Consider the following 23,526-nt stretch of genomic DNA (forward strand, 5'->3'; position numbering starts at 1 on the left):
CGTTTGTTCGTCGGGGCTGCCAGGCATGGCCTGGCCTCGCATACCGGGTCCTTCCTTTTGGGGTGGGGTTGCTGGTGTGGGGTGGTGGGTTGTGGGTTGGTCGTTTGTTGAGAATTACACAGTGGACGCGAGCATCTTTGTGGTCAAGTTGTCAAGGGCGAACGGTGGATGCCTTGGCACCAGGAGCCGATGAAGGACGTGGGAGGCCGCGATAGGCCTGGGGGAGCTGTCAACCGAGCTGTGATCCCAGGGTGTCCGAATGGGGTAACCTGGCACCAGTCATGTGGTGTCACCTGCACCTGAATTCATAGGGTGTGTGGAGGGAACGCGGGGAAGTGAAACATCTCAGTACCCGTAGGAAGAGAAAACAATAGTGATTCCGTGAGTAGTGGCGAGCGAAAGCGGATTGAGGCTAAACCGGTTGCGTGTGATACCTGTCAGGGGTTGCGTGGTCGGGGTTGTGGGACCTCATGGGGAGAGCTGACACTCTTCCGGAGAGTTATAAAGCCAGTTGTTAGCTGAATGGTGTGGAAAAGCCAACCGTAGGCGGTGATAGTCCGGTAGGTGAAAGCAGCTGGTCTCTTTTGTGGGTGTTCCCGAGTAGCGGCGGACTCCTGTAATCTGCCGTGAATCTGCCAGGACCACCTGGTAAGCCTAAATACTTCCTGGTGACCGATAGCGGACGAGTACCGTGAGGGAATGGTGAAAAGTACCCCGGGAGGGGAGTGAAATAGTACCTGAAACCGTTCGCCTACAATCCGTCGGAGCCTTTAGGGGTGACGGCGTGCCTTTTGAAGAATGAGCCTGCGAGTTAGTGGCATGTGGCGAGGTTAACCCGTGTGGGGTAGCCGTAGCGAAAGCGAGTCTTAATAGGGCGTGTAGTCGCGTGTTCTAGACCCGAAGCGGGGTGATCTAGCCATGGGCAGGCTGAAGCGTGGGTAAGACCGCGTGGAGGGCCGAACCCACCAACGTTGAAAAGTTGGGGGATGACCTGTGGTTAGGGGTGAAAGGCCAATCAAACTCCGTGATAGCTGGTTCTCCCCGAAATGCATTTAGGTGCAGCGTCGCGTGTTTCTTGCCGGAGGTAGAGCACTGGATGGTCTAGGGGCCCTACAAGGTTACTGAAATCAGCCAAACTCCGAATGCCGGTAAGTGAGAGCGCGGCAGTGAGACTGCGGGGGATAAGCTTCGTAGTCGAGAGGGAAACAGCCCAGATCGCCAGCTAAGGCCCCTAAGCGTGTGCTAAGTGGAAAAGGATGTGGGGTCGCATAGACAACCAGGAGGTTGGCTTAGAAGCAGCCATCCTTTAAAGAGTGCGTAATAGCTCACTGGTCAAGTGGTTCCGCGCCGACAATGTAGCGGGGCTCAAGTACACCGCCGAAGCTGTGGCATTCACATTTTGACTTCGCATCGCTCTTCGGGGTGGTGTGCAGGTGTGTGGATGGGTAGGGGAGCGTCGTGCCGGGGGTGAAGCAGCAGGGTGACCTAGTTGTGGACGCGGCACGAGTGAGAATGCAGGCATGAGTAGCGAAAGAAGGGTGAGAAACCCTTCCGCCGGATGACCAAGGGTTCCAGGGCCAGGTTAATCCGCCCTGGGTGAGTCGGGGCCTAAGGCGAGGCCGAGAGGCGTAGTCGATGGATAACGGGTTGATATTCCCGTACCCGTGTAGGAGCGCCCGTGATGAACCTCGTTGTGCTAACCACCCGAACCTGCTGATGTCTTCGGACTGATGTGGGGGAGCGTGGGAACCTGGCGGGTAGTAGTCAAGCGATGGGGTGACGCAGGAAGGTAGCTGAGCCCGGCCGGTGGTTGTGCCGGGGTAAGCGTGTAGGCCGCACCATAGGCAAATCCGTGGTGCATGTGGCTGAGACGTGATGCCGAGCCGATTCAGGTGAAGTCAGTGATCCTATGCTGCCGAGAAAAGCCTCTAGCGAGTTCCGAGCGGCCCGTACCCTAAACCGACACAGGTGGTCAGGTAGAGAATACCGAGGCGATCGGGTGAACTGTGGTTAAGGAACTCGGCAAATTGCCCCCGTAACTTAGGGAGAAGGGGGGCCGGAGACGTGAAGGGACTTGCTCCTGGAGCGTTGTATGGCCGCAGAGAGCAGGGGGAAGCGACTGTTTACTAAAAACACAGGTCCATGCGAAGAAGTAATTCGATGTATATGGACTGACGCCTGCCCGGTGCTGGAACGTTAAGGGGACCGGTTAGTCTTTCGGGGCGAAGCTGAGAACTTAAGCGCCAGTAAACGGCGGTGGTAACTATAACCATCCTAAGGTAGCGAAATTCCTTGTCGGGTAAGTTCCGACCTGCACGAATGGCGTAACGACTTCCCCACTGTCTCAACCACAGGCCCGGCGAAATTGCAGTACGAGTAAAGATGCTCGTTACGCGCGGCAGGACGGAAAGACCCCGGGACCTTTACTATAGCTTGACATTGGTATCTGAATTAGCTTGTGTAGGATAGGTGGGAGCCGGTGAAGTCCATACGCCAGTATGGGTGGAGGCAATCTTGAAATACCACTCTGGTTGGTTTGGGTATCTAACTTCGGGCCCTTATCGGGTTCAGGGACAGTGTCTGGTGGGTAGTTTAACTGGGGCGGTTGCCTCCTAAAATGTAACGGAGGCGCCCAAAGGTTCCCTCAGCCTGGTTGGCAATCAGGTGTTGAGTGTAAGTGTATAAGGGAGCTTGACTGTGAGACTGACGGGTCGAGCAGGGACGAAAGTCGGGACTAGTGATCCGGCACTTGCGTGTGGAAGCGGTGTCGCTCAACGGATAAAAGGTACCCCGGGGATAACAGGCTGATCTTCCCCAAGAGTCCATATCGACGGGATGGTTTGGCACCTCGATGTCGGCTCGTCGCATCCTGGGGCTGTAGCAGGTCCCAAGGGTTGGGCTGTTCGCCCATTAAAGCGGTACGCGAGCTGGGTTTAGAACGTCGTGAGACAGTTCGGTCCCTATCCGCCGTGCGCGTAGGATACTTGAGAAGGGCTGTCCCTAGTACGAGAGGACCGGGACGGACGAACCTCTGGTGTGCCAGTTGTCCCGCCAGGGGCACGGCTGGTTGGCTACGTTCGGGAGGGATAACCGCTGAAAGCATCTAAGCGGGAAGCCTGCTTCAAGATGAGGTATCCCACCCCAGTGATGGGGGTAAGGCTCCCAGTGAGACGACTGGGTTGATAGGCCGGAGATGTAAGCCAGGTAACTGGTTCAGTTGACCGGTACTAATAAGCCGAGGACTTGACTACAAAGCTGCTACGCGTCCACTGTGTGATTCACAGCAAACGAACAACGAGTGGTTCCCTTGCGTGTGGGTGAGGGAGTTGTTGTTTGTGTTGTTGATAGGGTTACGGCGGTTATGGCGGAGGGGAAACGCCCGGTTACATTCCGAACCCGGAAGCTAAGCCTTCCAGCGCTGATGGTACTGCACTCGGGAGGGTGTGGGAGAGTAAGACGCCGCCGGACATCTTAGTTCGCAGGGCCACCCCGGTCGGGGTGGCCCTGCGCTGCGTGTTTCGGCGATCTCGCCATGAGGAAGGATGTACCCGTGAGTTCAGGAGCGCATGGCGGAGACCGCCCGCGCCGTCGAGACGACCGTCCGGACCGCCGAGGCGGCCAGGACGCTTCCACGCGTCGTGACGGCCGTCCGCCCTATCGCGGGGACCGCGATTCGTCCGGCACCACCGGTGACCGGGGCGGCTATCCGAGTGGGAGTCGTCGAACCGACGGCCGCGAAGGCGACCGTCGTGACCGTCCGGCTCCTCGCGAGGGCGACCGTCGCGACCGTCCGGCCCCTCGTGACGGCGCCGGCTACCGGGACGGCCGTGCTGGTGGTGGCTACCGGTCCGGTGGTGACGACCGACGCGGCGGCGGTTTCCGCGACGGCCAGCGCGGCGGCTTCCGGGACTCCCGGGGTGATCGCGACTTCCGGGGCGACCGTCCGAGCGGTGCCGGGCGGTTCGGAGACGACGCACGGCGGTCCGGCGGATACCGGCCGTCCCGCGGCGACGACTCCGGAGGCGGCGGATACCGCGACTCCGGGCGGCGGGACGGCGACGGGGGCTTCCGGCCCGGTGGCGGGTACCGGCGCGGCGGCGACGACCGGCAGGGTGGCGGCTACCGCGCTGGTGGACGCCGGGACAACGATTTCGGCCCGGGCCGCTCGGAGGGGCGCCAGGGTTACCGTCCGTCCGGCACGGGCCCGCGTGACGGAAATCGGGACGGTGGCTACCGTGAGGGCGGCCACCAGTCCGGACGACGGGACGGCTTCGACCGCGGCGACCGCGGCGACCGTACCGACTACCCGCGGGGCGGTGACTTCCGGGACGGCCGGCGGGACGACCGTGACTCGCGTGGTGGCGGTTACCGCGACGACGCCCGGCGCAGCGACGACCGACGTACCGGCGGCTACCGGGGCGACTCCGGTGGTGACGATCGGCGCGGTGGTGGCTACCAGGGCCGCGGGGGCTCCGGTGGTGACGATCGGCGCGGTGGTGGCTACCAGGGCCGCGGGAGCTCCGGTGGTGACGATCGGCGCGGTGGTGGCTACCAGGGCCGCGGGGGTTCCGGTGGTGATGACCGGCGCGGTGGCGGTTACCAGGGCCGGAGCGGGGGCTCCGGTGGTGACGATCGGCGCGGCGGTGGCTACCAGAGCCGCGGAGGCTCCGGTGGTGATGACCGGCGCGGCGGTTTCAGGGGCGAGAGCGGTGGTTTCCGGGGCGGCTCCCGGCCGGGCTTCGGTGACGACCGACGCGGTGGTCGCGACTCGCGAGGTGGCGGCTTCCGCGACGACGCGCAGCGGGGCGATGACCGGCGGGACGGCGGTTACCGGGGGCGATCGGGCGCGGGTTCCGGCGGTGATGCGGGGCGCGGCGCCGGCTACCGTGGCGGACCGTCGGGCGGCGGTGACCAGCGTGGCGCTGGGCGGGACAGCGGACGGCGCTTCGGCGACGACGCGGGTCGTCGCGGATTCGACGGCCGCAGCCGGGAAGGCTTCCGGGGCTCGGACCGGGACGGTGCGCGTGACGGCGACCGTGGCGGTTTCCGCAGGCCGGACCGGGAAGGCCGGAGCGGCGCCCGGGAGGGCGTCCGGTCGGGTGGTGACCGCGCCGATCGTGGCCGTGCCGACGAGGGCCGGCGGGACTGGAAGCCCCGACAGGGGACCGGCCAGCCGGGCCGGGACGGTACCGGCGCGGGATCGGGTGGCTACACCCGCACCGAGGGTACGGATCGACGCGACCGCGGCGACCGGTCGGGCAGGCCGAGCGACGCCGCCCGGGAACCCGTCGCCCCGGCCCTGCCGGAGGAGATCGTCGCCACGGATCTCGACAGTGCGGTCCGGGCCGAACTGCTCTCCCTGGCCAAGCCGGTGGCGGAGACGGTGGCGCGGCATCTCGTCGCGACCGGAACGCTGATCGACGACGACCCGAACCTGGCTCTGGAGCACGCGCTCGCCGCCCGGCGCCTGGCGGCGCGGATCTCGTCCGTACGGGAGGCGGTGGGGCTGGCGGCGTACCGGGCGGGAGAGTGGCAGACCGCGATCGCCGAGTTGCGCACCTATCACCGGATGAGCGGACGGCAGACCCACCTGGCGGTGCTTGCCGACTGTGAGCGGGCGCTCGGGCGTCCGGAGCGGGCGATCGATCTCTACCGGGGCGCCGACCGCGAGTCGCTGGACCAGGCCGGCGCGGTGGAGTTGTTGATCGTGGCGGCCGGAGCCCGTGCTGACATGGGCCAGGGCGACGCGGCGGTGGCGATGCTCCAGACACGCGAGCTGACCGCCGTGCCGGCCGAGCCGTGGGCGGCCCGGCTGCGTTACGCGTACGCCGACGCGCTGCTCGGGGTTGACCGGAGGGAAGAGGCACGGGAGTGGTTCGTCCGGGCCGCCGAGGTCGACGAGTTCGGTGAGACCGACGCCGCCGAGCGGCTGTTGGAACTCGACGGTGTCGTCCTGGAGGGCGACGAGGACGAGGACGACGACGCAGCCGACGGTGAGTCCGACCGGGTGGCGGACGCCGACGCCGCGGCCCCGGACGACGGCTCCGCCGAGCGGGATGGCGATCCGGAGGACGACGACGAGGACGCCCGCGCGGACAGTGACGAAGACGAGGACGAGTACGACGACGAGGACGAGGACGCTCAGCCGGTCGGCGAGGCGGGGCTGGCGGACGAGGACGCGCCGACGGTAGCCGCCGAGACGACCCCGGCAGCCGCCGACACGGCGGCGAGGCCGGACGCGGACGGGGAGGCGATGGTGGACGCCGACGCCGACGCCGACGCCGACGCTGACGCTGACGTGAACGCTGACGCTGACGCTGACGTGAACGCTGACGCTGACGCTGACGCTGACGCTGACGCCGACGCCGACGCCGATGTGAACGCTGACGCCGATGTGGACGCCGAGGCCGACGCGAAGGCCGACGTGAACGCGAAGGCTGGCGAGGACGAGGACGCGAAGGCCGGGCCGGGCGACCTGGACGGTCCTGACGGGGAGCCGGTCGCGGCGGCGGAGGGTCCTGCGGCGGAGGCTCCTGCGGCCGACGCCGACCCGGGGGCTCGTCCGGTGCGTGGCGCCGAATCGTGAGCGACGCCTCGCCGGGCGGCCGGCTGGTCGACGGGTACGACCTGGTGATCTTCGATCTGGACGGCGTGGTGTATCTCGTCGACCGGCCGATCGAGACGGCGGTCGCGGCGGTCGGCCGGCTGCACGCCGAGGGCAAGCCGCTGGCGTACGCGACCAACAACGCCTCCCGGCGTGCCGACGAGGTTGCCGCGCTGCTCACCGGGATGGGGCTCGCCGTGCGGCCGCAGGAGGTGCTCACCTCCGCGGCCGCCGCGGCGGAACTGCTGGCCCACCGGTTCCCGCCGGACTCCCCGGTACTGGTGGTGGGTGCGGAGGCGCTGCGGACCGAGGTACGTGACGTCGGGCTGCGCCCCGTCTCCCGGCTGGAGGACGCGCCGGTGGCGGTGGTGCAGGGCTACGGGCCGGAGGTCGGCTGGGCGGACCTCGCCGAGGCGGCCCTCGCGGTACGGGCCGGTGCCGACTGGTTCGTCACCAACACCGACCGGACGCTGCCGACCGCCCGAGGTCCGGTGCCCGGGAACGGCTCACTGGTCGCGGCGGTGCGTACCGCGCTGGCCCGCGACCCCGACGTGGTGGTCGGCAAGCCGGAGCCGGCTCTGTTCACCGCCGCTGCCCGGCGGTTCGGTGCGGCCCGTCCGCTCGCGGTCGGCGACCGGCTGGACACCGACATCGAGGGCGCGCTCCGGGCGGGGATGGCAAGTCTGCTGGTACTCACCGGGGTGTCGGCGCCGATCGACCTGCTGCATGCGGCGCCGTCGGCCCGGCCGGACTTCGTGGCGAGCGATCTGGGCGGGCTCTTCGACCCGGCCCGGGTCGCCCGGTTGACCGCCGATCCCGCCGATGCCGTCGGCGCCGGCTGGCAGGTGGTCGACGGCGGGCCGGCGGTGCTCGACGGGGAGGGGTCGAGCCTGGCCGCGCTGGCCGCGCTCTGCGCGGCCAGTTGGTCGGGAGTGCCGGTCGACGACGTCGAGCCGGGATCCGAGGCGGCCCGGAAGGCCCTCGGGGAACTCGGTCTGCTGCGCTGAGGCAACCGCCCGGACCACTGCCGAGCCGGGGTGCGTACCGGGGCGGTTGGCTCGGTGCAGCGCCGGCACGCTGTAGGGCCGGTACCCGGGACGGGCAGCCGGGACGCGTCGCGGGCGAGGGGGGCGACCGCCCGGCGGGGTCAGAGCATCTTGCGGAGTTTGAGCAGGTCGAACGGGTTGGCGTTGATCGACATCTGCCGGGAGGCGAGCGCCTTCGGCACGTCCAGTTCGCCCCGGACGAGACGGATCAGGTCGTCGCTGGTGGTGCTCAGCGCGATCTTCGCCTTCGGGTCGTCACCGTCGGCCAGGTCGATCAGGCGTCCGCCGGTCAGCCGGCCGTGGAACGCCGTGCCCAGGTCGGTGATCCGGCACGCCAGGGTGCGATCGAGATCAACCTGCTTGCGTACCTTGTCGGCGTTGGCGTCCATCCGGGCCGCCAAATCGTGCAGCGCCTGCCGACACTCGTCCACGGTCGCCATCGTCGTGCCCCCTCGCATCACGCCACGCCCGTCCCCCGGGCACCGTACCGCACTGGGCGGGTCAGGGCGCCCGGTAGCGTGACAACCTGAACTGTCGGCACCCGCGAAAGGACCGGGGTATGCAGGATGCGTGGCGGGCCTACCTTGAGCTGGCCCTCGGGCTGACGGAGGCGTCGAAGAAGCGCGCCCAGGCCGCCGCCAGGAAACTGGTCGGCTCCGGCGGTGCCACGGCCGCCCAACTGCAGACCATGGCCGAGGAACTGCTCTCCACCGGGATGGCCAACCGGGAGGCGCTGATCCGGATCATCCGGGTCGAGATCGACCGTACCCTCGCCGCCGTCGGGCTGGCCACGGCGGACGAGGTCACGGCGCTGACCGACCGGGTCGCCCGGTTGGAGCGGGAACTGTCCGCCGCTCGGTCGGCGGCGCCGGGTGGCGCCGTCGGTGCGGCGGCGACCGCGACGGCGGCGGGCGGCGTTCGACCGCCGGCACCGGGTGTGCCGGCCGGGACCGGCGCGCCGGCCAAGAACGCGGTGGCGAAGAAGGCCGTGGCGAAGAAGACCATCGCGAAGAAGACGATCGCGAAGAAGGTCGTGGCGAAGAAGACCATCGGCAAGAAGGCCGTGGCCAAGAAGGTTGCCGTGCAGAAGGCCGCCGCGCCCGAGGCGGTGGCCAAGCAGGCGGTGGTGAAGAAGGCGGTGGCGAAGAAGGCCGCCGCCGGCCAGGCGGTGGCCACGAAGAAGTCGACCCCGGGCAAGGCCGTGGCCAAGCGGTCGCCGGCACCGGGCGGCGGTGTGGCATGACCCGCGTCGCACACCGGGCCCGGCTGGCGACCGGACGGAGCGGAGGGTCGGCATGAGTCAGGTACCCGTACCGGGGCCGTTCCGGCCGGCTCCGCCCCCCTCAGCGGCGGCACGGCCCGTTCCCGGCCCGGCACCGGCCGCCGGATGGAGCGAACGGACCGGCCCGGACGGCGGCGGCGCCGGCCATCCCGCCGTGGACGCGGTGCTGCAGGCGATGGCGAACGCCGCGAACCTGCCGCCGGCTGACCAGATCGCCCAGTACGAGGCGGCGCACCAGACCCTGCGGGAAACCCTCGCCACCATCGACCAGGCGTGAGCCCAGTCCCCCTCGGAGAACTTCGATGGCACGTCGTACCCGGCTCGACGCCGAACTCGTCCGCCGTGGGATGGCCCGGTCCCGGGAACAGGCCGCGGCGCTGGTCGAGTCCGGGCGGGTGCAGGTCCGCGGGGTACGGGCACACAAGGTGGCCGCGATGGTGGACCCGGCGGATCCGGTCCGGGTGCTCGGCGAGGACCCGAGCACCGAGTACGTCTCCCGGGGCGGACACAAGCTGGCCGGCGCGCTGGCGGCGTTCGCCCCCGATGGGCTGGACGTCGCCGGCCGGCGCTGCCTGGACGCCGGGGCGTCGACCGGCGGTTTCACCGACGTGCTGCTCCGGGCCGGTGCCGCCGAGGTGGTGGCGGTGGACGTCGGCTACGGCCAGTTGGCCTGGGGCATCCGGTCCGACGAGCGGGTCCGGGTATTCGAGCGCACGAATGTGCGTACCCTGACGCCCGACACCATCGGCGGCACCGTGACCCTCACCGTCGCGGACCTGTCGTTCATCTCGCTCCGCCTGGTGCTGCCGGCGCTGGCCGGCTGCACCGCCCCGGACGGCGACCTGGTGTTGATGGTCAAGCCGCAGTTCGAGGTCGGAAAGGAGCGGGTGGGCAGCGGTGGGGTGGTACGCGATCCGCAGCTACGCGCCGAGGCGGTGCTCGCGGTGACCGACGCGGCCGGCGGGCTCGGCCTCGGCCTGGCCGGCGTGGTGGCGAGCCCGCTGCCGGGGCCGAGCGGCAATGTGGAGTTCTTCGTCTGGCTGCGCGCCGACGCGCCCCCGCCGGACGAGGAACTGGTGCGAGCGGTGGTGACGACCGGGCCGGCCGGCCCGGCCGTGGCGCGGGAGGGAGCCCGATGAGCCGGACGGCACTGCTGGTCACGCACACCGGACGGCGGCGGAGCACCGAGCACGCCCGTACGGTCGCCGCCGACCTGATCCAGGCCGGCTTCGAGGTGCGGGTGGTGGCCGAGGAGGCCGACGACCTGGATCTGCCCGGGGTGACCCCGGTGAGCCTGCTCGGCGCGGCCGAGGGCGCCGAGATCGTCTTCGCGCTCGGCGGTGACGGCACCTTCCTGCGCGCCGCCGACCTGGCCCGGCCGGCGAAGGCGCCGCTGCTCGGGATCAACCTCGGCAAGGTCGGCTTCCTCGCCGAGGCCGAGATCGACGACCTGGACCAGGCGGTCCGGGACGTCGTGGACCGGAACTACACAGTGGACGAGCGGCTCACCCTCGACGTCCGTGCCGAGTTCGAGGGCGGCCCGGTGATCGAGTCGTGGGCGCTCAACGAGGCGAGCGTGGAGAAGGGCGAGCGGGCCCAGATGCTCGAGCTGCTCGTCGACGTCGACGGCCGGCCACTGTCCCGGTACGGCTGCGACGGTGTGGTGTGCGCGACCCCGACCGGCTCCACCGCGTACGCCTTCTCGGCCGGTGGGCCGGTGGTCTGGCCGGAGGTGGAGGCGTTGCTGCTGGTGCCGATCAGCGCGCACGCGCTGTTCAGCCGGACGATCGTCACCGCACCGACGGCGACCTTCACCATCACGGTGGACCCGTTCACCACCCTGGCGGTGCTCTGCTGCGACGGCCGCCGGGTCTACGACCTGCCGCCCGGGGCCAAAGTCACCGTGCAGCGGGGTGCGCTCCCGGTGCGGGTCGTCCGGCTGCGTGCCCGGCACTTCACCGACCGGCTGGTGGCGAAGTTCGGCCTGCCGGTGCAGGGCTGGCGGGGCAACCGCCGCTGACGACGACGGCGGCTCCGCCGACGGCGACGGGCGGGGTGAGGGGCCGGGGCGCCAATCGGAACGCGCGCCGGGTGGTCAAGTGTCGGGGCCCGCTACTACTGTCGGTGGCTGTGCTGGAAGAGCTGCGCATCACCGGACTGGGCGTCATCGAGGACACCACACTGCCGCTGACCCGCGGCATGAACGTCATCACGGGCGAGACCGGCGCCGGAAAGACAATGGTGGTGACCGGTCTCGGCCTGCTCTTCGGCGGGCGGGCCGACGCCGGCCGGGTGCGGGCCGATCCGGGTCGGGCCGTGGTGGAGGGGCGGCTGCGGCTGACCGGCACCGCCGCGACGGCGGTGCACGCCCGGGTGGTGGACGCGGGCGGTGAGCCGGACGACGACGGGTCGGTGCTGCTCAGCCGTACGGTCACCGTGGAGGGGCGGTCGCGGGCGCACGTGGCCGGCCGCAGCATGCCGGTGTCGATGCTGGCCGAGGTGGGCGAGCAGGTGTTGGCCGTACACGGCCAGTCGGACCAGCTCCGGCTGCTCCGGCCGGCCGAGCAGCGGGCCGCGCTGGACCGGTTCGGCGGGCCGGAGCACGAGAAGCTGCTGGAGAGCCTGCGCGAGTCGTACACCCGGTGGCGGCGGGTCACCGACGACCTGGCCGACCGGCGCCGCAACGCGCGGGAGCGCAACCAGGAGGCGGATCTGCTGCGGCTGGGCCTGGACGAGATCACCCGGGTCGACCCGCAGCCGGGCGAGGACGAGGAGCTCAAGGCCGAGGCGCAGCGGCTGGAGCACGCGGAGGGGCTGCGTACGGCCGCGCAGACGGCCCAGCACTGTGTGGCGGGTGCCGCCGAGCCGGCCGACGAGGCGGCCGACGTGACCACCCTGCTCGGGCACGCCCGCCGGACGCTGGAGGCGCAGGCCGGGGTGGACCGGACCCTCGGTGACCTGTCGGTGCGGCTGGAGGAGGTCGCCACGCTGGTCGGCGACATCGCGGCCGAGCTGTCCGGCTACCTCGCCGCGCTGGACGCCGATCCGGCCCGGTTGGAGGTCATCTACGAGCGCCGGGCCGCGCTGCGCGGCCTGACCCGCAAGTACGCCGACGACGTCGACGGCGTGATCGCCTGGGCGGACCGGGCCCGGACCCGGCTGTCCGAGCTGGACACCTCCGACGAGCTTCTCGACGAGCTGGACCGGGAGCGGCAGCGGCTGGCCGGCGAGGTGGCCGAGTTGGCGGGCCGGCTCTCGGCCGCCCGCCGCGAGGCGGCCACCCGGTTCGCCGAGCAGGTGACCGTCGAGCTGGCCGGGCTGGCGATGCCGCACGCCCGGATCGAGGTGGCGGTGCTGCCTCGGCCGGCCGGCAAGGCGGAGCCGACGCTCACCGTCGACGGGGCCGAGGTCGGGGTCGGTCCGGACGGGGCGGACGAAATCGAGCTGCGGCTGATGGCCCATCCGGGCGCCCCGTCGCTGCCGCTGCAACGCGGCGCCTCCGGCGGTGAGCTGTCCCGGGTGATGCTAGCCATCGAGGTGGTCTTCGCCGGCTCCGGCGGGCCGCCCACGCTGGTCTTCGACGAGGTCGACGCCGGGGTGGGCGGGCAGGCGGCGGTGGAGATCGGCCGCCGGTTGGCCCGGTTGGCCCGTAGCCACCAGGTGCTGGTGGTGACCCACCTGCCCCAGGTGGCCGCGTTCGCCGACCGGCACCTGGTGGTGGCCAAGGACACCGGCGGTGCGGTGACGACCAGCGGGGTACGGGTGGTGGAGGACACCGACCGGGCCCGGGAGTTGGCTCGGATGCTCGCCGGTTTGCCCGACTCCGATCTGGGTATCGCCCATGCCGAGGAACTTCTGGCCGTGGCTGCCCGGGAACGACGCTCCTGAGGCCGCGGCACCGCGTGCGCGGCGGAACGTGCCCTTCGCGGTCACGATCCGTGGTACCGAATCGAACGGTGTGACGCCGACCACACCCGGCCGGGTATGAATGTGGTTCCCTTGGGGTGGCGGCCCTGCTCAGGCATGTCGCGACAGAAAGCTCTGCCTCACATGCCAGGATGGTTGGGATGCGTTTACCCACGTTGCGCCGGGCCCGGAGCGCGGAACCGGGCAAAGTCGTCGGCACCGCGCGCCTCGACCGCCGGACGAAGCGCCTGGTCAGCCGGCTGCGTCCGGGTGACATCGCGGTGATCGACCACGTCGATCTGGACCGGGTGGCAGCCGACTCGCTGGTCGCGGTCGGCGTCGCCGCGGTACTCAACGCCAAGCCGTCGGTCTCCGGCCGTTATCCGAACCTCGGCCCGGAAGTGCTGATCAAGGCGGGCATCCCCCTCCTCGACGACCTCGGCGAGAGCATCTTCCAGCAGATCCGGGAGGGCGACACCGTCCGGATCGACGGCAACACGGTGCTGATCGACGACGAGCCGGTCGGGCACGGCAGCCGGCAGGACGCCGAATCGGTGGCAAAGGCGATGTCCGACGCCCGGGAAGGGCTGTCGGTGCAGTTGGAGGCGTTCGCCGCCAACACGATGGAATACCTCAAGCAGGAGCGGGAGCTGCTGCTCGACGGGGTCGGTGTGCCGGACGTCGAGACGCCGATCCGGGGCCGGCACTGCCTGATCGTGGTCCGGGGCTACGACTACAAGGCCGACCTCGACGTGCTGCGCCCGTACATCCGGGAGTTCAAGCCGGTGCTGATCGGCGTGGACGGCGGCGCGGACGCGCTGGTGGAGGCGGGCTACACCCCCGATCTGATCATCGGCGACATGGATTCGGTCACCGACGACGTGCTGCGGTGCGGCGCCGAGGTGATCGTGCACGCCTACCCGGACGGGCGGGCGCCGGGACTGGCCCGGGTGAACGGGCTCGGCGTGACCGCGCAGACCTTCCCGGCCGCGGCCACCAGCGAGGACCTGGCGATGCTGCTCGCCGACGGCAAGGGCGCCTCGCTGATCGTCGCGGTCGGCACCCACGCCACCCTGGTCGAGTTCCTGGACAAGGGGCGCGGCGGCATGGCCTCCACCTTCCTGACCCGGCTCAAGGTCGGCGGCAAGCTGGTCGACGCCAAGGGGGTGAGCCGGCTCTACCGGCAGAGCATCTCCGGGTCGTCGCTGTTGCTGCTGGTGCTCTCGGCGCTGGCCGCGATGGCGTCCGCGGTCGCCGTCTCCACCGTCGGAAAGGCTTACCTCGGGGTCGCCTCCGAGTGGTGGGACAATGTCGTATTCCAGCTTGGACAACTCTTCTAGCCCCGTGCTGGTGTCCTCCCGGCCCCGAATGATGATCAAGAGGCTCTTGTCGTGATCAATTTCCGGTACCACGTGGTCTCGCTGACCGCGGTGTTCCTCGCCCTGGCGATCGGTCTGGTGGTGGGTACCGCGGCGCTGAACGGTCCGGTCGCCGATTCGCTCAAGGATCGGGTCAACGCGCTGGGCAAGCACAACGAGCAGCTCCGCGAGTCGGTGAACAACCTGGAGACCGAGGTCCAGCGCGAGGAGGACTTCGTCAGGGAGGCGGCGCCGCACATGCTCAAGGGCACCCTCGCCGGCCGGCGCGTCCTGGTCATCGTGCTGCCGAGCGGGCAGGACCAGGTCGACGGGGTCGTCGAGATGCTCCGGCTGGGCGGTGCCTCGGTCACCGGGCGGATCGACGTACAGGAGAAGTTCCTCGATCCGGACAGCAGCGTCCTGCTGCTGGGCGTCGCGGCCAAGGCGGCCAGACCCACCGTCCCGGACGTCGGGCTGCCCAGCAGCGAGGGGGTGGAGAAGTCCAGCGCCCTGCTGGCCAGCGCTCTGCTGGACCGTCCGGAGGGCGGCTCGCCGGTGACCGACGCCGACCGGCGCTCGGTGCTGGACGACTACAGCGAAGAGGGCTATCTCAACGTGCCTGACAAGATCAGCGGTCCCGCCGAGGCGGTCGTGGTGGTCAGCGGGCAGCCGTACGTCGACCGGGACGCGACCCGCAAGGACCGGTCGGTGGTGCAGCTCGCCGAGCAGTTCGACAAGGCCGGGGCGATCGTGGTCGCCGGCAACGGCAGCAGCGGCGGCAACCTGGTCGCCGAGGTACGCCGGGATCCCGCGCTGTCCAAGACGATCTCCACCGTCGACAACACCAACACCGTGCAGGGGCAGCTCGTCACCGCGCTGGCGCTGGTCCGGCAGATCACCCAGAAGCAGGCCGGTGCGTACGGCGTCGGCGCGGGTGCCGAGTCGCTGCTGCCGGAAATGCCCGAGTGACCGCCCGGTCCAGGGGCGCCCGGGCCCGGGCGCTCGGCGTCGGCATGCTCGTCGCCGGTGCCGCCCTGCGGGGTGTGCTCGCCGGCCCGTGGGCCGCCGGGCTGCGCCGTACCAACTTCCGGGGGCGCACCGTCACCCTCGCCGCCGGCCCGGCGCTCGCCGCCGGGGCGGCCGCCGGTGCCGCCGCAGGCGCGCCGAGCCGCCCGGCCGGCGCCGCCGCCCTGGTCGCCGGCCTCTCCTGCGGAGCCGTCGGGCTCTACGACGACGTGGTCGGCGCCCGGCCGGAGCAGAAGACCGCCAAGGGCTTCGCCGGACACCTCGCCGCGCTCCGCGAGGGTCGGGTGACCAGCGGCGTCGTCAAGATCGCCGGGGTCGGCGCGGCCGGCCTGGCCGCCGCCGCCCTGCTCGCCGCCGACCCGACCGTGCGGTCCCATCCCGGTCGCCGCCGCGCCGGACGCGCCGCCGGCATGGTCGACCTGCTGCTCGGCGCGGGCGTCATCGCCGGCACCGCGAACCTGGTCAACCTGCTCGACCTGCGGCCGGGACGGGCCCTCAAGTCCGGCGTGCTGCTCGGCGCGCCGCTGCTGCCCGGCCCGACCGGTGGGCTTGCCGCCGGCCCGGTCGGCGCCGCCGCCGCGCTGCTCCCGGCCGACCTGGACGAACGCGTCATGCTCGGCGACAGCGGGGCGAACGCCCTCGGCGCGCTGCTCGGCGTCGCGCTGGCCGCCCGTACCGGGCCGGTGGGGCGGGCCGGGGCACTCGCCGTGATCGCCGCGCTCACCGCCGCCAGCGAGAAGGTCAGCTTCACCCAGGTGATCCAGAACACCCCGGGGTTGCGCGAGCTGGACGCCCTGGGCCGGCGACACTCCTGAGGTGGGCAGGCCGGCACCCCTGGTCGGCGCCGGGCGGGTGGCCGGCGCCGCCGCGCTGATCGCCGTACTCACCGTGGCCAGTCGACTGGCCGGGTTCGGGCGTACCGGGGTCTTCACCTGGATAATGGGCGACCGCAGCGACCTCGGCGGCATGTACGTGGTGGCGAACAGCGTCCCGAACATCGTCTTCGAGATCGTCGCCGGTGGGGCACTGGCGAGTCTCGTCGTACCGCTGCTGGCCGGTGCGGTCGCGGCCGGTGACCGGGCGGCGGTGTCGGCGACCACCGGAGCGCTGCTCACCTGGACGGTGAGCCTGCTGGTGCCGCTGGCGGTGGCGGTGGCGCTGCTCGCCGAACCGATCGTCGGGCTGATCTCGGACCACCGCAGCACCGCCGAGATCGAGGCCGGCGCGCGGATGCTCCGGGTCTTCGCCCCGCAACTGCCGCTGTACGGGATCGGCATCGTGCTGACCGGGGTGCTCCAGTCGTACCGGCGGTTCGCCTGGCCGGTGATCGCGCCGCTGCTCTCCAGCGTGACCGTGATCGGGGTCTACCTGGCGTTCGCGGCGGTCGAGGGAGTCCGGCCCACCATCGCCGGAGTCGGGCGGGACGGCGAGCTGATCCTCTCCGCCGGCACCACCCTCGGCGTGGTGGTGCTCTCGCTGTCGCTGCTCGTCCCGGTGCGCCGGCTGCACCTGCGACCCCGGTTCGGGTACGGGTTCTCCGCCGACGCCCGGGCCAGGCTCGGCGGGCTCGCCCTGGCCGGGGCGGTGACGGTGATCGGCCAGCAGGTCGCCCTGCTGGTCAGCCTGCGCCAGCTCAGCGGCGGACCGACCGGTGCGGAGGTGGTGTTCAACCTCGCCCAGACGGTGTACCTGCTGCCCTGGGCGGTGCTCGCCGTCCCGCTCGCGGTCGCGGCGTACCCGAACCTGGCCGCCGCGCACGCCGCCGGGGACGAGCCGGGGTACCGCGCCACGCTGGCCCCGACCGCCCGCCGCGTGCTGCTGTTCAGCTGCCTCGGCACGGCGGCGCTGATCGGCACCGCCGAACCGGTGGCCCGGTTCTTCTGGCCGGGCAGCGGGCCGACCCAGGTGGCCGCCGTCGCCGGGTTCGCACCGGGTCTGCTCGGCTACGGGCTTTTCGCGCTGCTCACCCGGGCCCTGTACGCGCGCGGCGCCGCCCGGCCGGCGGCCACCGCCACCCTGGCCGGCTGGCTCGTCGTGCCGTTCGCCGCCGTGGGGCTCTCCGCCGCCTTCCCGGCTGACTATCGGGTGTTCGCGGTCGCGGTGGCGAACTCGGTCGGCATGCTGGTGCTGGGGGTGCTGCTGGTGGTTGCGGTCCGGCGCAGCGCCGGTCCGGCCGCGTTGACCGGATTCACCAGGTCAGCGCTGGTCGGACTGCTCGCCGGAGCGGTCGCGGCGGTGGTCGGCGCGCTCTGTGCGCACCGGTTGCCCGGCTTCGGGGGTGGTACCCCGGCGCGAGTCGACGCACTCGTGCAGGGCATGCTGTCCGGAGTCGCCGTAGGCGCGGCATTCGTCGCGGTCGCCTATCCGCTGGACCGGCACGACGTCCGGCCGCTGCTGGCGACCCTGCGCAGACGGCTGCGCGGCGTGCTGGCGCTGGCCCACCGGGGCGGACCGGCAGCCTCGCGCCGGCGGGACGGGGCGGAGACGGATCGCGGGGACCGGCCGGACGTGGCCGACCCGGGCGAGGACGACGGGAAGGAGCGGGTGTCGCGGTGAGCGAGCTTGGGCCGGCTCGACCGGGGGACCGCGCCGAACCGGACGTGCCGGGACCGACGGCCACCGTCGGGCGTACCGGCGCGGTGGCCCTGGTGCTCGCCTCCAGCACCGGCGGCGTCGGTCAACACGTCGCCTCGCTCGCCCGAGGGCTGGTCGGGGCCGGAATGGCGGTCACCGTCTGTGGTCCGGCCGCGACCCAGGAGCAGTTCGACTTCACCGCCGCCGGTGCCCGGTTCGTACCGGTGGAGATCCCGGCCAGCCCCACCCCGGCCGACGCGCGGGCGGTCACGGCGCTGCGCCGGGCGCTGGCCGGACCGGTCGACGTGGTGCACGCGCACGGTCTGCGCGCCGGACTGGTGGCGGTGCTCGCCCGCCCGGCCGCCCCGGTCGTGGTGACCTGGCACAACGCGGTACTCGCCAGCGGGCTGCGCGGGCGGCTCTCCCGGCTGGCCGAGCAGATCGTCGCCCGGCGGGCCCGGGTCAGCCTCGGCGCCTCCGCCGACCTGGTCGAGCGGGCCGCCGCGCTCGGCGCCCGGGACGCCCGGCTCGCTCCGGTCGCCGCTCCCGCCCTGCCGGCGCCCCGCCGCAGCCGCTCGGCGGTCCGGGCCGAGTTCGGCGTCGCCGCGGAGCAGCCGCTGATCCTCTCGGTCGGCCGGCTGCACCCGCAGAAGCGGTACGACGTGCTGGTCGACGCCGCCGCCCGGTGGCGTGACCTGGATCCGCCGCCGGTGGTGGTGATCGCCGGCAGCGGCCCGAGCTATCTGTCGCTGGCCGCGCGGATCTCGACCGCCCGGGCCCCGGTGACGCTGCTCGGGCACCGGACCGACGTGGCCGACCTGCTGGCCGGAGCCGACCTGGCCGTGGTCACCAGCGACTGGGAGGCGCGGCAGCTCTTCGCGCAGGAGGCGTTGCGGGCCGGCGTACCGCTGGTGGCGACCGCCGTCGGCGGCGTGCCCGAACTGGTCGGCGAGGCGGGCGTACTGATCCCGCCCGGTGACGTGGACGCGGTGGACGAGGCGGTCCGGGCGCTGCTCGGCGATCCCGCCCGCCGGGCCGCACTGGGCGACCTGACCACCGTACGGGCGGCCCAGTGGCCGACCGAGGCGGATACCGTCGCCGCCGTCGCCGCGCTCTACGCCGAACTCGGCGCGTTCCGGTCCACCCCCGCCGGGCCGGAGAGCCCGGCGGCAGACCCCGCGGATCAGGGGCCGGCCGGGCCCGGCGCGGCACCGGAGGCCCCCGGCCGGACCGGTGGCGGCCGGCCACCCTCCGCCGGGCGGGAGACCGGCTCGTCGGCGGGGCGCGGCTGATGCTGCGCCGGCTGGTGCCCGTGCTGTTGACCGCGGCCGTGGTGGCTCTCGGAGTCGCCGCGCTCGTCGTCCGGCCGGCCACCCGGACACCGGAACAGACCGTCGACTACGTGCTGCTGGCCGGGGTACCGGGGCTGCGCTGGGACGACGTCGATCCGCAGAACACCCCGACGCTGTGGCGGATGGCCGAGCACGGTGCCATCGGCTCGCTGTCGGTGCGGTCGGCCCGGCAGCCGACCTGCCCGGTGGACGGCTGGCAGACCCTCGGCGCGGGCAACTTCGCCGCCTGGGACGGGACGGTCGTCGCCGAACAGTGCCCGGAGCTGGATCCCACCGTCGAGCGGCCGGACGCGATCAGCGCCAACCTCCCCGACCAGCGGGCGACGGTCACCTACAACCAGGACAGGCTGCGCTGGGGCACCATGCCCGGGGCGCTGGCCGAATCGGTCCGCTGCACCGTCGCGGTCGGCCCGGGCGCCGCGGTCGCCGCGGCCCGGCCGTTCGGGCGGGTCGACCGGTACGCGGCGGAACTGCCGCCCGATCCGGCGGAGCTGCTCTCCCGCTGCGTACTCAGCATCGTCGACCTCGGCACCGTCAGCGGCGACGACCCCGCCGTGCGGGCCGCCGCCGCCCGCCGCGCCGATGCCATCCTGGCCCGGGTGCTGGCGGCCCGGCCCGAACGGTCCCTGGTGATGGTTGCCGGGGTCGCCGACACCGACCGGTCGTCCCGGTTGCACGTCGCGGTGGCGGACGGCCCGGGCTGGGGACGCGGCTGGCTGACCTCGCGCAGCACCGGCCGGGACGGCTACCTGCAACTGGTCGACCTGGCGCCCACGGCGCTGGCGGCGCTGGGCCGTCCCGCACCCGAGCGGCTCTTCATCGGCCAGCCTGCGGTGGTGGTCGACGGCCGTCCGGCCGACCTGCCCACGGCGATCGCGGCGCCCGCCGACGCGGACCGGGAGGCCCGGGCCCAGCAGCAGGTGGCCGAGTGGTTCTTCCTGCTGCTGGCCGGGCTCCAGTGCCTGCTGGCGGTCGCCGTACTGCCGCTGTTGCGCCGGGCGCGACGCGACGCCGGCCCGTCCGGACCCGCCCCGGTGCCCCGGCAGGTGGTCGCGACGGTCGAGGTACTGCTCATCGCCGCCGCCCTGGCGATCCCGGCCGCGCTCATCGCGGACGCCGTTCCCTGGTGGCGGGGCGAGCACGCCGGCGTCTACTTCGGGCTGGTCACCGCGGTGGTGCTCGGTTTGGCCACCGCCGCGGTGCGGCTCGCCCGGGCGTACCAGCGCACCCTCTGGCCGTTGGGCAGCGTGGCGGCGCTGGCCGCGCTGGTCGTCGGTGCGGACGTGGTCACCGGGGCGCGACTGCAGCTCAACGGGGTGACCGGATACTCGGCCCTGGAGGGCGGTCGGTACGCCGGCCTCGGCGTCGTCGGGCTCGGGGTCTTCATCGCGGGCAGCCTGCTCTCGGCGGCCTGGCTGGCCCAGCGGGTACGCCGTAGCTGGCGGCCGGCCGTGATGGTGCTGGTCGGCGTGCTCGGGGTGATCGTGGTGGGCAGCCCCTACCTCGGCGCCGACGCGGTGGGCGCGGTCGCGCTGACCGCCGGGGTGAGCATCGCCGCCGCGATCAGTACCGGCGGTTGGCTCACCCTGGGCCGACTCGCCTGGGCCGCCATCGCCGGTCTGGCCGTGACCATCGGGTTCGTCGTGATGGACCTGCGGCAGCCGCTCGACCAGCGGGGCAGCCTCGGCCGCTTCCTCACCGCCGTCGGCGACGGCACCAGCGGGCTGACCGTGCACCGCTCCGGCGCGGCGAACCTGGCCGCCCTGGCCGGAAGCCCGCTCACCGTCCTCGCGCTGGTCGGTGCGGTGCTGGTGTGGTTCGCCCTGCTCCGTCCGTGGGGCGGGCTCAAGCGGCTGTTCGGGATCTATCCCGCGATGCGGGGCGGAATGGCCGGTATTCCGGTGGCGACGCTGATCGCCGGCCTGCTCGGCGGGTCCGCCCTCAACGTCGCGGGCGCGGCGGCGGCGCTGGCGGTGCCGATGGCCGCCCTGGCCGCGTTGCGGGTGCTCGACCACGCCACCGACCGGACCATGCCGGCCACCGGCTCCTGCCCGGACGACAAGCCCGGCTCGACTCCGCCGACCGCCGGCACGGATCCGGCACCCGACCGCGAGGTCGGCGCCCCCCAGGTGTCCGTCACGGTGTGCGGCGGGGTCGACCCGGCCGGAGGGGCGGCGACCGACTCCCGGGCGAGCGGTGCCACCGCGTCGGCCTCGGACGGTGCCACCACGTCGGCCTCGGACGGTGCCACCGCGGCGGCGTCAGGCGGTCCGCGCGCGAAGGGGTCAGGCGGTCCCCGCGGGCAGGCGTCGGGCGGTGTCACCGCGACGGAGACGGGCGGCGCCGGCACGGAGGCGTCGGACGGTGCGACCGCGAGCGGGAGCAGCGCCGCCGAACGGCCGGCCGGTGCGGTGGAATCCGGGCCGGCACAGCCGTCGGCCGAGGTGCCGGCCGGCTGACCGGCACCGGGCCTGCGGCGGAACCGGGTGCCCCCGGCGGACCGGGCGAGGTTGGTGTTACCGTGGAATCCCGTGGATCGCGTGGATCACTTCGTTGATCCGACACCGGTTCGCACGACCGCGACAGACGACCACGGGAGCAGGCCTTGGCCCCTTCAGTACGGACGACCAGGCATATTTTCGTCACCGGTGGGGTTGCCTCCTCACTCGGTAAGGGCCTGACCGCCTCCAGCCTCGGAAACCTCCTCACGGCGCGGGGCCTTCGGGTCGTGATGCAGAAGCTCGACCCCTACCTGAACGTCGACCCCGGCACCATGAACCCGTTCCAGCACGGTGAGGTCTTCGTCACCGACGACGGCGCCGAGACCGACCTCGACGTCGGGCACTACGAGCGGTTCCTCGACCGGGCGCTTTCCGGCAAGGCGAACGTCACCACCGGGCAGATCTACTCCGAGGTGATCGCGAAGGAGCGCCGGGGCGAGTACCTCGGGGACACCGTGCAGGTGATTCCGCACATCACCAACGAGATCAAGGCCCGGATTCTGGCCATGGCCGATCCGGACGAGGACGGCCGTACCCCGGACGTGGTGATCACCGAGGTCGGCGGCACGGTCGGCGACATCGAGTCGCTGCCGTTCCTGGAGGCGATCCGGCAGGTCCGGCACGACCTGGGCCGGGACAACTGCTTCTACCTGCACGTGTCGCTGGTGCCGTACCTGGCGCCGTCGGGGGAGCTGAAAACCAAGCCCACCCAGCACTCGGTCGCCCAACTGCGCAACATCGGTATCCAGCCGGACGCCATCGTCTGCCGCTCGGACCGGGAGATCCCGGACAAGCTCAAGCACAAGCTGTCGCTCTACTGCGACGTCGACCGGGAGGCGGTGATCGCCGCCCCGGACGCGCCGAGCATCTACGACATCCCGAAGGTGCTGCACCGGGAGGGCCTGGACGCGTACGTGGTGCGCCGGCTCGGGCTGTCGTTCCGGGACGTCGACTGGCAGAGCTGGGACGACCTGCTGGAGCGGGTGCACCACCCGCACCACACCGTCCGGGTCGCGCTGGTCGGCAAGTACGTCGACCTGCCCGACGCGTACCTGTCGGTGAGCGAGGCGATCCGGGCCGCCGGGTTCGGCCACCGGGCCCGGGTGGAGTTGCACTGGGTGCCGAGCGACGACTGTGTCACCACCTCCGGCGCGGCGGCCGCGCTGGCCGGTGTCGACGGCATCGTCATCCCCGGCGGGTTCGGGGTACGCGGCATCGAGGGCAAGATCGGCGCCGCCCGGTACGCCCGGGAGAACGGCATCCCCATCCTCGGCCTCTGTCTCGGCCTCCAGTGCATGACCATCGAGGTGGCCCGGCACCTGGCCGGGCTGGACGGCGCCAACTCGCTGGAGTTCGACTCCAAGGCCCGGCACCCGGTGATCGCCACCATGGCCGACCAGGAGGACATCGTCGCCGGCCGGGGCGACCTGGGCGGCACCATGCGGCTGGGCGCGTACCCGGCGCGGCTGACCGAGGGCTCGCTGGTCGCGCAGGCGTACGGGGACACCGAGGTCAGCGAGCGGCACCGGCACCGGTACGAGGTGAACAACGCCTACCGGGACGCGCTGACCAAGGCGGGTCTGCACATCTCCGGTACCTCCCCGGACGGCCGGCTGGTCGAGTTCGTCGAACTGGACCGGTCGCTGCACCCGTTCTTCGTGGCGACCCAGGCGCATCCGGAGCTGAAGAGCCGGCCGACCCGGCCGCACCCGCTGTTCGCCGGGTTCGTCGGTGCGGTCGTCGCGTACTCGTCGGCGGACCAGCTCCCGGTGGAGCTGGCACCGGCGGCCGGCGCCGCGTCGACCGGCACCGGGGTTTCCGGAGCGGGGGCCGCCGCTGCCACGCTGGCCGCGGAGCGGTCCGAGCTGGCGGACCTC

Annotated in this window: 13 protein-coding genes, 2 rRNA genes and 3 pseudogenes; 16 read left to right on the plus strand and 2 right to left on the minus strand. The window is 71.9% G+C overall.

Annotation, left to right across the window (positions count from 1 at the left end; genetic code table 11):
• Positions 1 to 141: 141 nt before the first annotated feature.
• Both ACQEVC_RS23350 and rrf read left to right on the plus strand, forming a co-directional pair.
• Positions 142 to 3,251, plus strand: a 23S ribosomal RNA gene (locus tag ACQEVC_RS23350).
• Between the two features lie 100 nt (positions 3,252 to 3,351).
• Positions 3,352 to 3,468 (plus strand): 5S ribosomal RNA (gene rrf / locus ACQEVC_RS23355).
• Between the two features lie 88 nt (positions 3,469 to 3,556).
• Here the strand turns inward: rrf and ACQEVC_RS23360 are convergent.
• On the minus strand, positions 3,557 to 5,395 hold the full coding sequence (locus ACQEVC_RS23360; RefSeq protein WP_432881079.1) for a hypothetical protein: 1,839 nt from the start codon (positions 5,393 to 5,395) through the stop codon (positions 3,557 to 3,559).
• On the opposite strand from ACQEVC_RS23360, the pseudogene ACQEVC_RS23365 reads away from it, so the two are divergent.
• Positions 5,384 to 6,268: pseudogene (locus ACQEVC_RS23365) on the plus strand (tetratricopeptide repeat protein); the annotation flags it as partial. The gene ACQEVC_RS23360 and the pseudogene ACQEVC_RS23365 sit on opposite strands and share 12 nt — an antisense overlap.
• 314 nt (positions 6,269 to 6,582) lie before the next feature.
• On the plus strand, positions 6,583 to 7,611 hold the full coding sequence (locus ACQEVC_RS23370; RefSeq protein ID WP_432881081.1) for an HAD-IIA family hydrolase: 1,029 nt from the start codon (positions 6,583 to 6,585) through the stop codon (positions 7,609 to 7,611).
• Positions 7,612 to 7,751: 140 nt separating this feature from the next.
• On the opposite strand, the gene ACQEVC_RS23375 is transcribed toward ACQEVC_RS23370, so the two are convergent.
• Positions 7,752 to 8,090, minus strand: coding sequence for an alkyl sulfatase C-terminal domain-containing protein (locus ACQEVC_RS23375; protein ID WP_318402883.1), 339 nt, complete (start codon positions 8,088 to 8,090; stop codon positions 7,752 to 7,754).
• A 119-nt stretch (positions 8,091 to 8,209) separates the two neighbouring features.
• Between ACQEVC_RS23375 and ACQEVC_RS23380 the strand changes: the two genes are divergently transcribed.
• The 12 genes and pseudogenes from ACQEVC_RS23380 to ACQEVC_RS23435 form a co-directional block, all read left to right on the plus strand.
• A complete protein-coding gene (locus ACQEVC_RS23380; protein ID WP_432881084.1) occupies positions 8,210 to 8,893 on the plus strand; it encodes a phasin family protein in 684 nt (227 codons plus the stop codon).
• Between the two features lie 52 nt (positions 8,894 to 8,945).
• The gene (locus ACQEVC_RS23385; protein WP_432881086.1) at positions 8,946 to 9,209 is read left to right on the plus strand and encodes a hypothetical protein; all 264 of its coding nucleotides are present in this window, start codon (positions 8,946 to 8,948) and stop codon (positions 9,207 to 9,209) included.
• A 25-nt stretch (positions 9,210 to 9,234) separates the two neighbouring features.
• A complete protein-coding gene (locus tag ACQEVC_RS23390) occupies positions 9,235 to 10,071 on the plus strand; it encodes a TlyA family RNA methyltransferase (protein WP_432881089.1) in 837 nt (278 codons plus the stop codon).
• The gene (locus ACQEVC_RS23395) at positions 10,068 to 10,952 is read left to right on the plus strand and encodes an NAD kinase (protein WP_432881091.1); all 885 of its coding nucleotides are present in this window, start codon (positions 10,068 to 10,070) and stop codon (positions 10,950 to 10,952) included. The genes ACQEVC_RS23390 and ACQEVC_RS23395 overlap by 4 nt, the downstream gene beginning before the upstream one ends.
• A 110-nt stretch (positions 10,953 to 11,062) precedes the next feature.
• Entirely contained in the window at positions 11,063 to 12,820 is a 1,758-nt protein-coding gene (recN, locus tag ACQEVC_RS23400) for a DNA repair protein RecN (protein WP_432891650.1), read from the plus strand.
• A gap of 179 nt (positions 12,821 to 12,999) precedes the next feature.
• Entirely contained in the window at positions 13,000 to 14,178 is a 1,179-nt protein-coding gene (gene steA / locus ACQEVC_RS23405) for a putative cytokinetic ring protein SteA (protein ID WP_432881094.1), read from the plus strand.
• A gap of 51 nt (positions 14,179 to 14,229) precedes the next feature.
• A complete protein-coding gene (locus ACQEVC_RS23410) occupies positions 14,230 to 15,165 on the plus strand; it encodes a copper transporter (protein ID WP_432881096.1) in 936 nt (311 codons plus the stop codon).
• Positions 15,166 to 15,209: 44 nt separating this feature from the next.
• Entirely contained in the window at positions 15,210 to 16,037 is an 828-nt protein-coding gene (locus tag ACQEVC_RS23415; RefSeq protein ID WP_432891653.1) for a hypothetical protein, read from the plus strand.
• 1 nt (position 16,038) lies between these two features.
• Positions 16,039 to 17,778, plus strand: coding sequence for a murein biosynthesis integral membrane protein MurJ (gene murJ, locus ACQEVC_RS23420; protein ID WP_432881099.1), 1,740 nt, complete (start codon positions 16,039 to 16,041; stop codon positions 17,776 to 17,778).
• A 44-nt stretch (positions 17,779 to 17,822) separates the two neighbouring features.
• A pseudogene (locus ACQEVC_RS23425) lies at positions 17,823 to 18,983 on the plus strand (glycosyltransferase family 4 protein); the annotation flags it as partial.
• Between the two features lie 104 nt (positions 18,984 to 19,087).
• Positions 19,088 to 21,607, plus strand: coding sequence for a hypothetical protein (locus ACQEVC_RS23430; protein WP_432881102.1), 2,520 nt, complete (start codon positions 19,088 to 19,090; stop codon positions 21,605 to 21,607).
• 146 nt (positions 21,608 to 21,753) lie between these two features.
• Positions 21,754 to 23,490, plus strand: a pseudogene (locus tag ACQEVC_RS23435) (CTP synthase); the annotation flags it as partial.
• Between the last annotated feature and the right edge of the window lie 36 nt (positions 23,491 to 23,526).

The organism is Plantactinospora sp. CA-294935 (assembly GCF_050936445.1).
In the GTDB taxonomy this organism is placed as follows: domain Bacteria; phylum Actinomycetota; class Actinomycetes; order Mycobacteriales; family Micromonosporaceae; genus Plantactinospora.

Excerpts from the sequence above, each read along its gene's own strand:
- ACQEVC_RS23380 (WP_432881084.1), top strand. The coding sequence starts at position 8,210 with ATGCAGGATGCGTGGCGGGCCTACCTTGAGCTGGCCCTCGGGCTGACG.
- ACQEVC_RS23375 (WP_318402883.1), bottom strand. The coding sequence starts at position 8,090 with ATGGCGACCGTGGACGAGTGTCGGCAGGCGCTGCACGATTTGGCGGCC.
- ACQEVC_RS23390 (WP_432881089.1), top strand. The coding sequence starts at position 9,235 with ATGGCACGTCGTACCCGGCTCGACGCCGAACTCGTCCGCCGTGGGATG.
- ACQEVC_RS23360 (WP_432881079.1), bottom strand. The coding sequence starts at position 5,395 with ATGCCGCGCCACCGTCTCCGCCACCGGCTTGGCCAGGGAGAGCAGTTC.
- ACQEVC_RS23415 (WP_432891653.1), top strand. The coding sequence starts at position 15,210 with ATGCTCGTCGCCGGTGCCGCCCTGCGGGGTGTGCTCGCCGGCCCGTGG.
- ACQEVC_RS23385 (WP_432881086.1), top strand. The coding sequence starts at position 8,946 with ATGAGTCAGGTACCCGTACCGGGGCCGTTCCGGCCGGCTCCGCCCCCC.
- ACQEVC_RS23430 (WP_432881102.1), top strand. The coding sequence starts at position 19,088 with ATGCTGCGCCGGCTGGTGCCCGTGCTGTTGACCGCGGCCGTGGTGGCT.
- steA (WP_432881094.1), top strand. The coding sequence starts at position 13,000 with ATGCGTTTACCCACGTTGCGCCGGGCCCGGAGCGCGGAACCGGGCAAA.
- ACQEVC_RS23395 (WP_432881091.1), top strand. The coding sequence starts at position 10,068 with ATGAGCCGGACGGCACTGCTGGTCACGCACACCGGACGGCGGCGGAGC.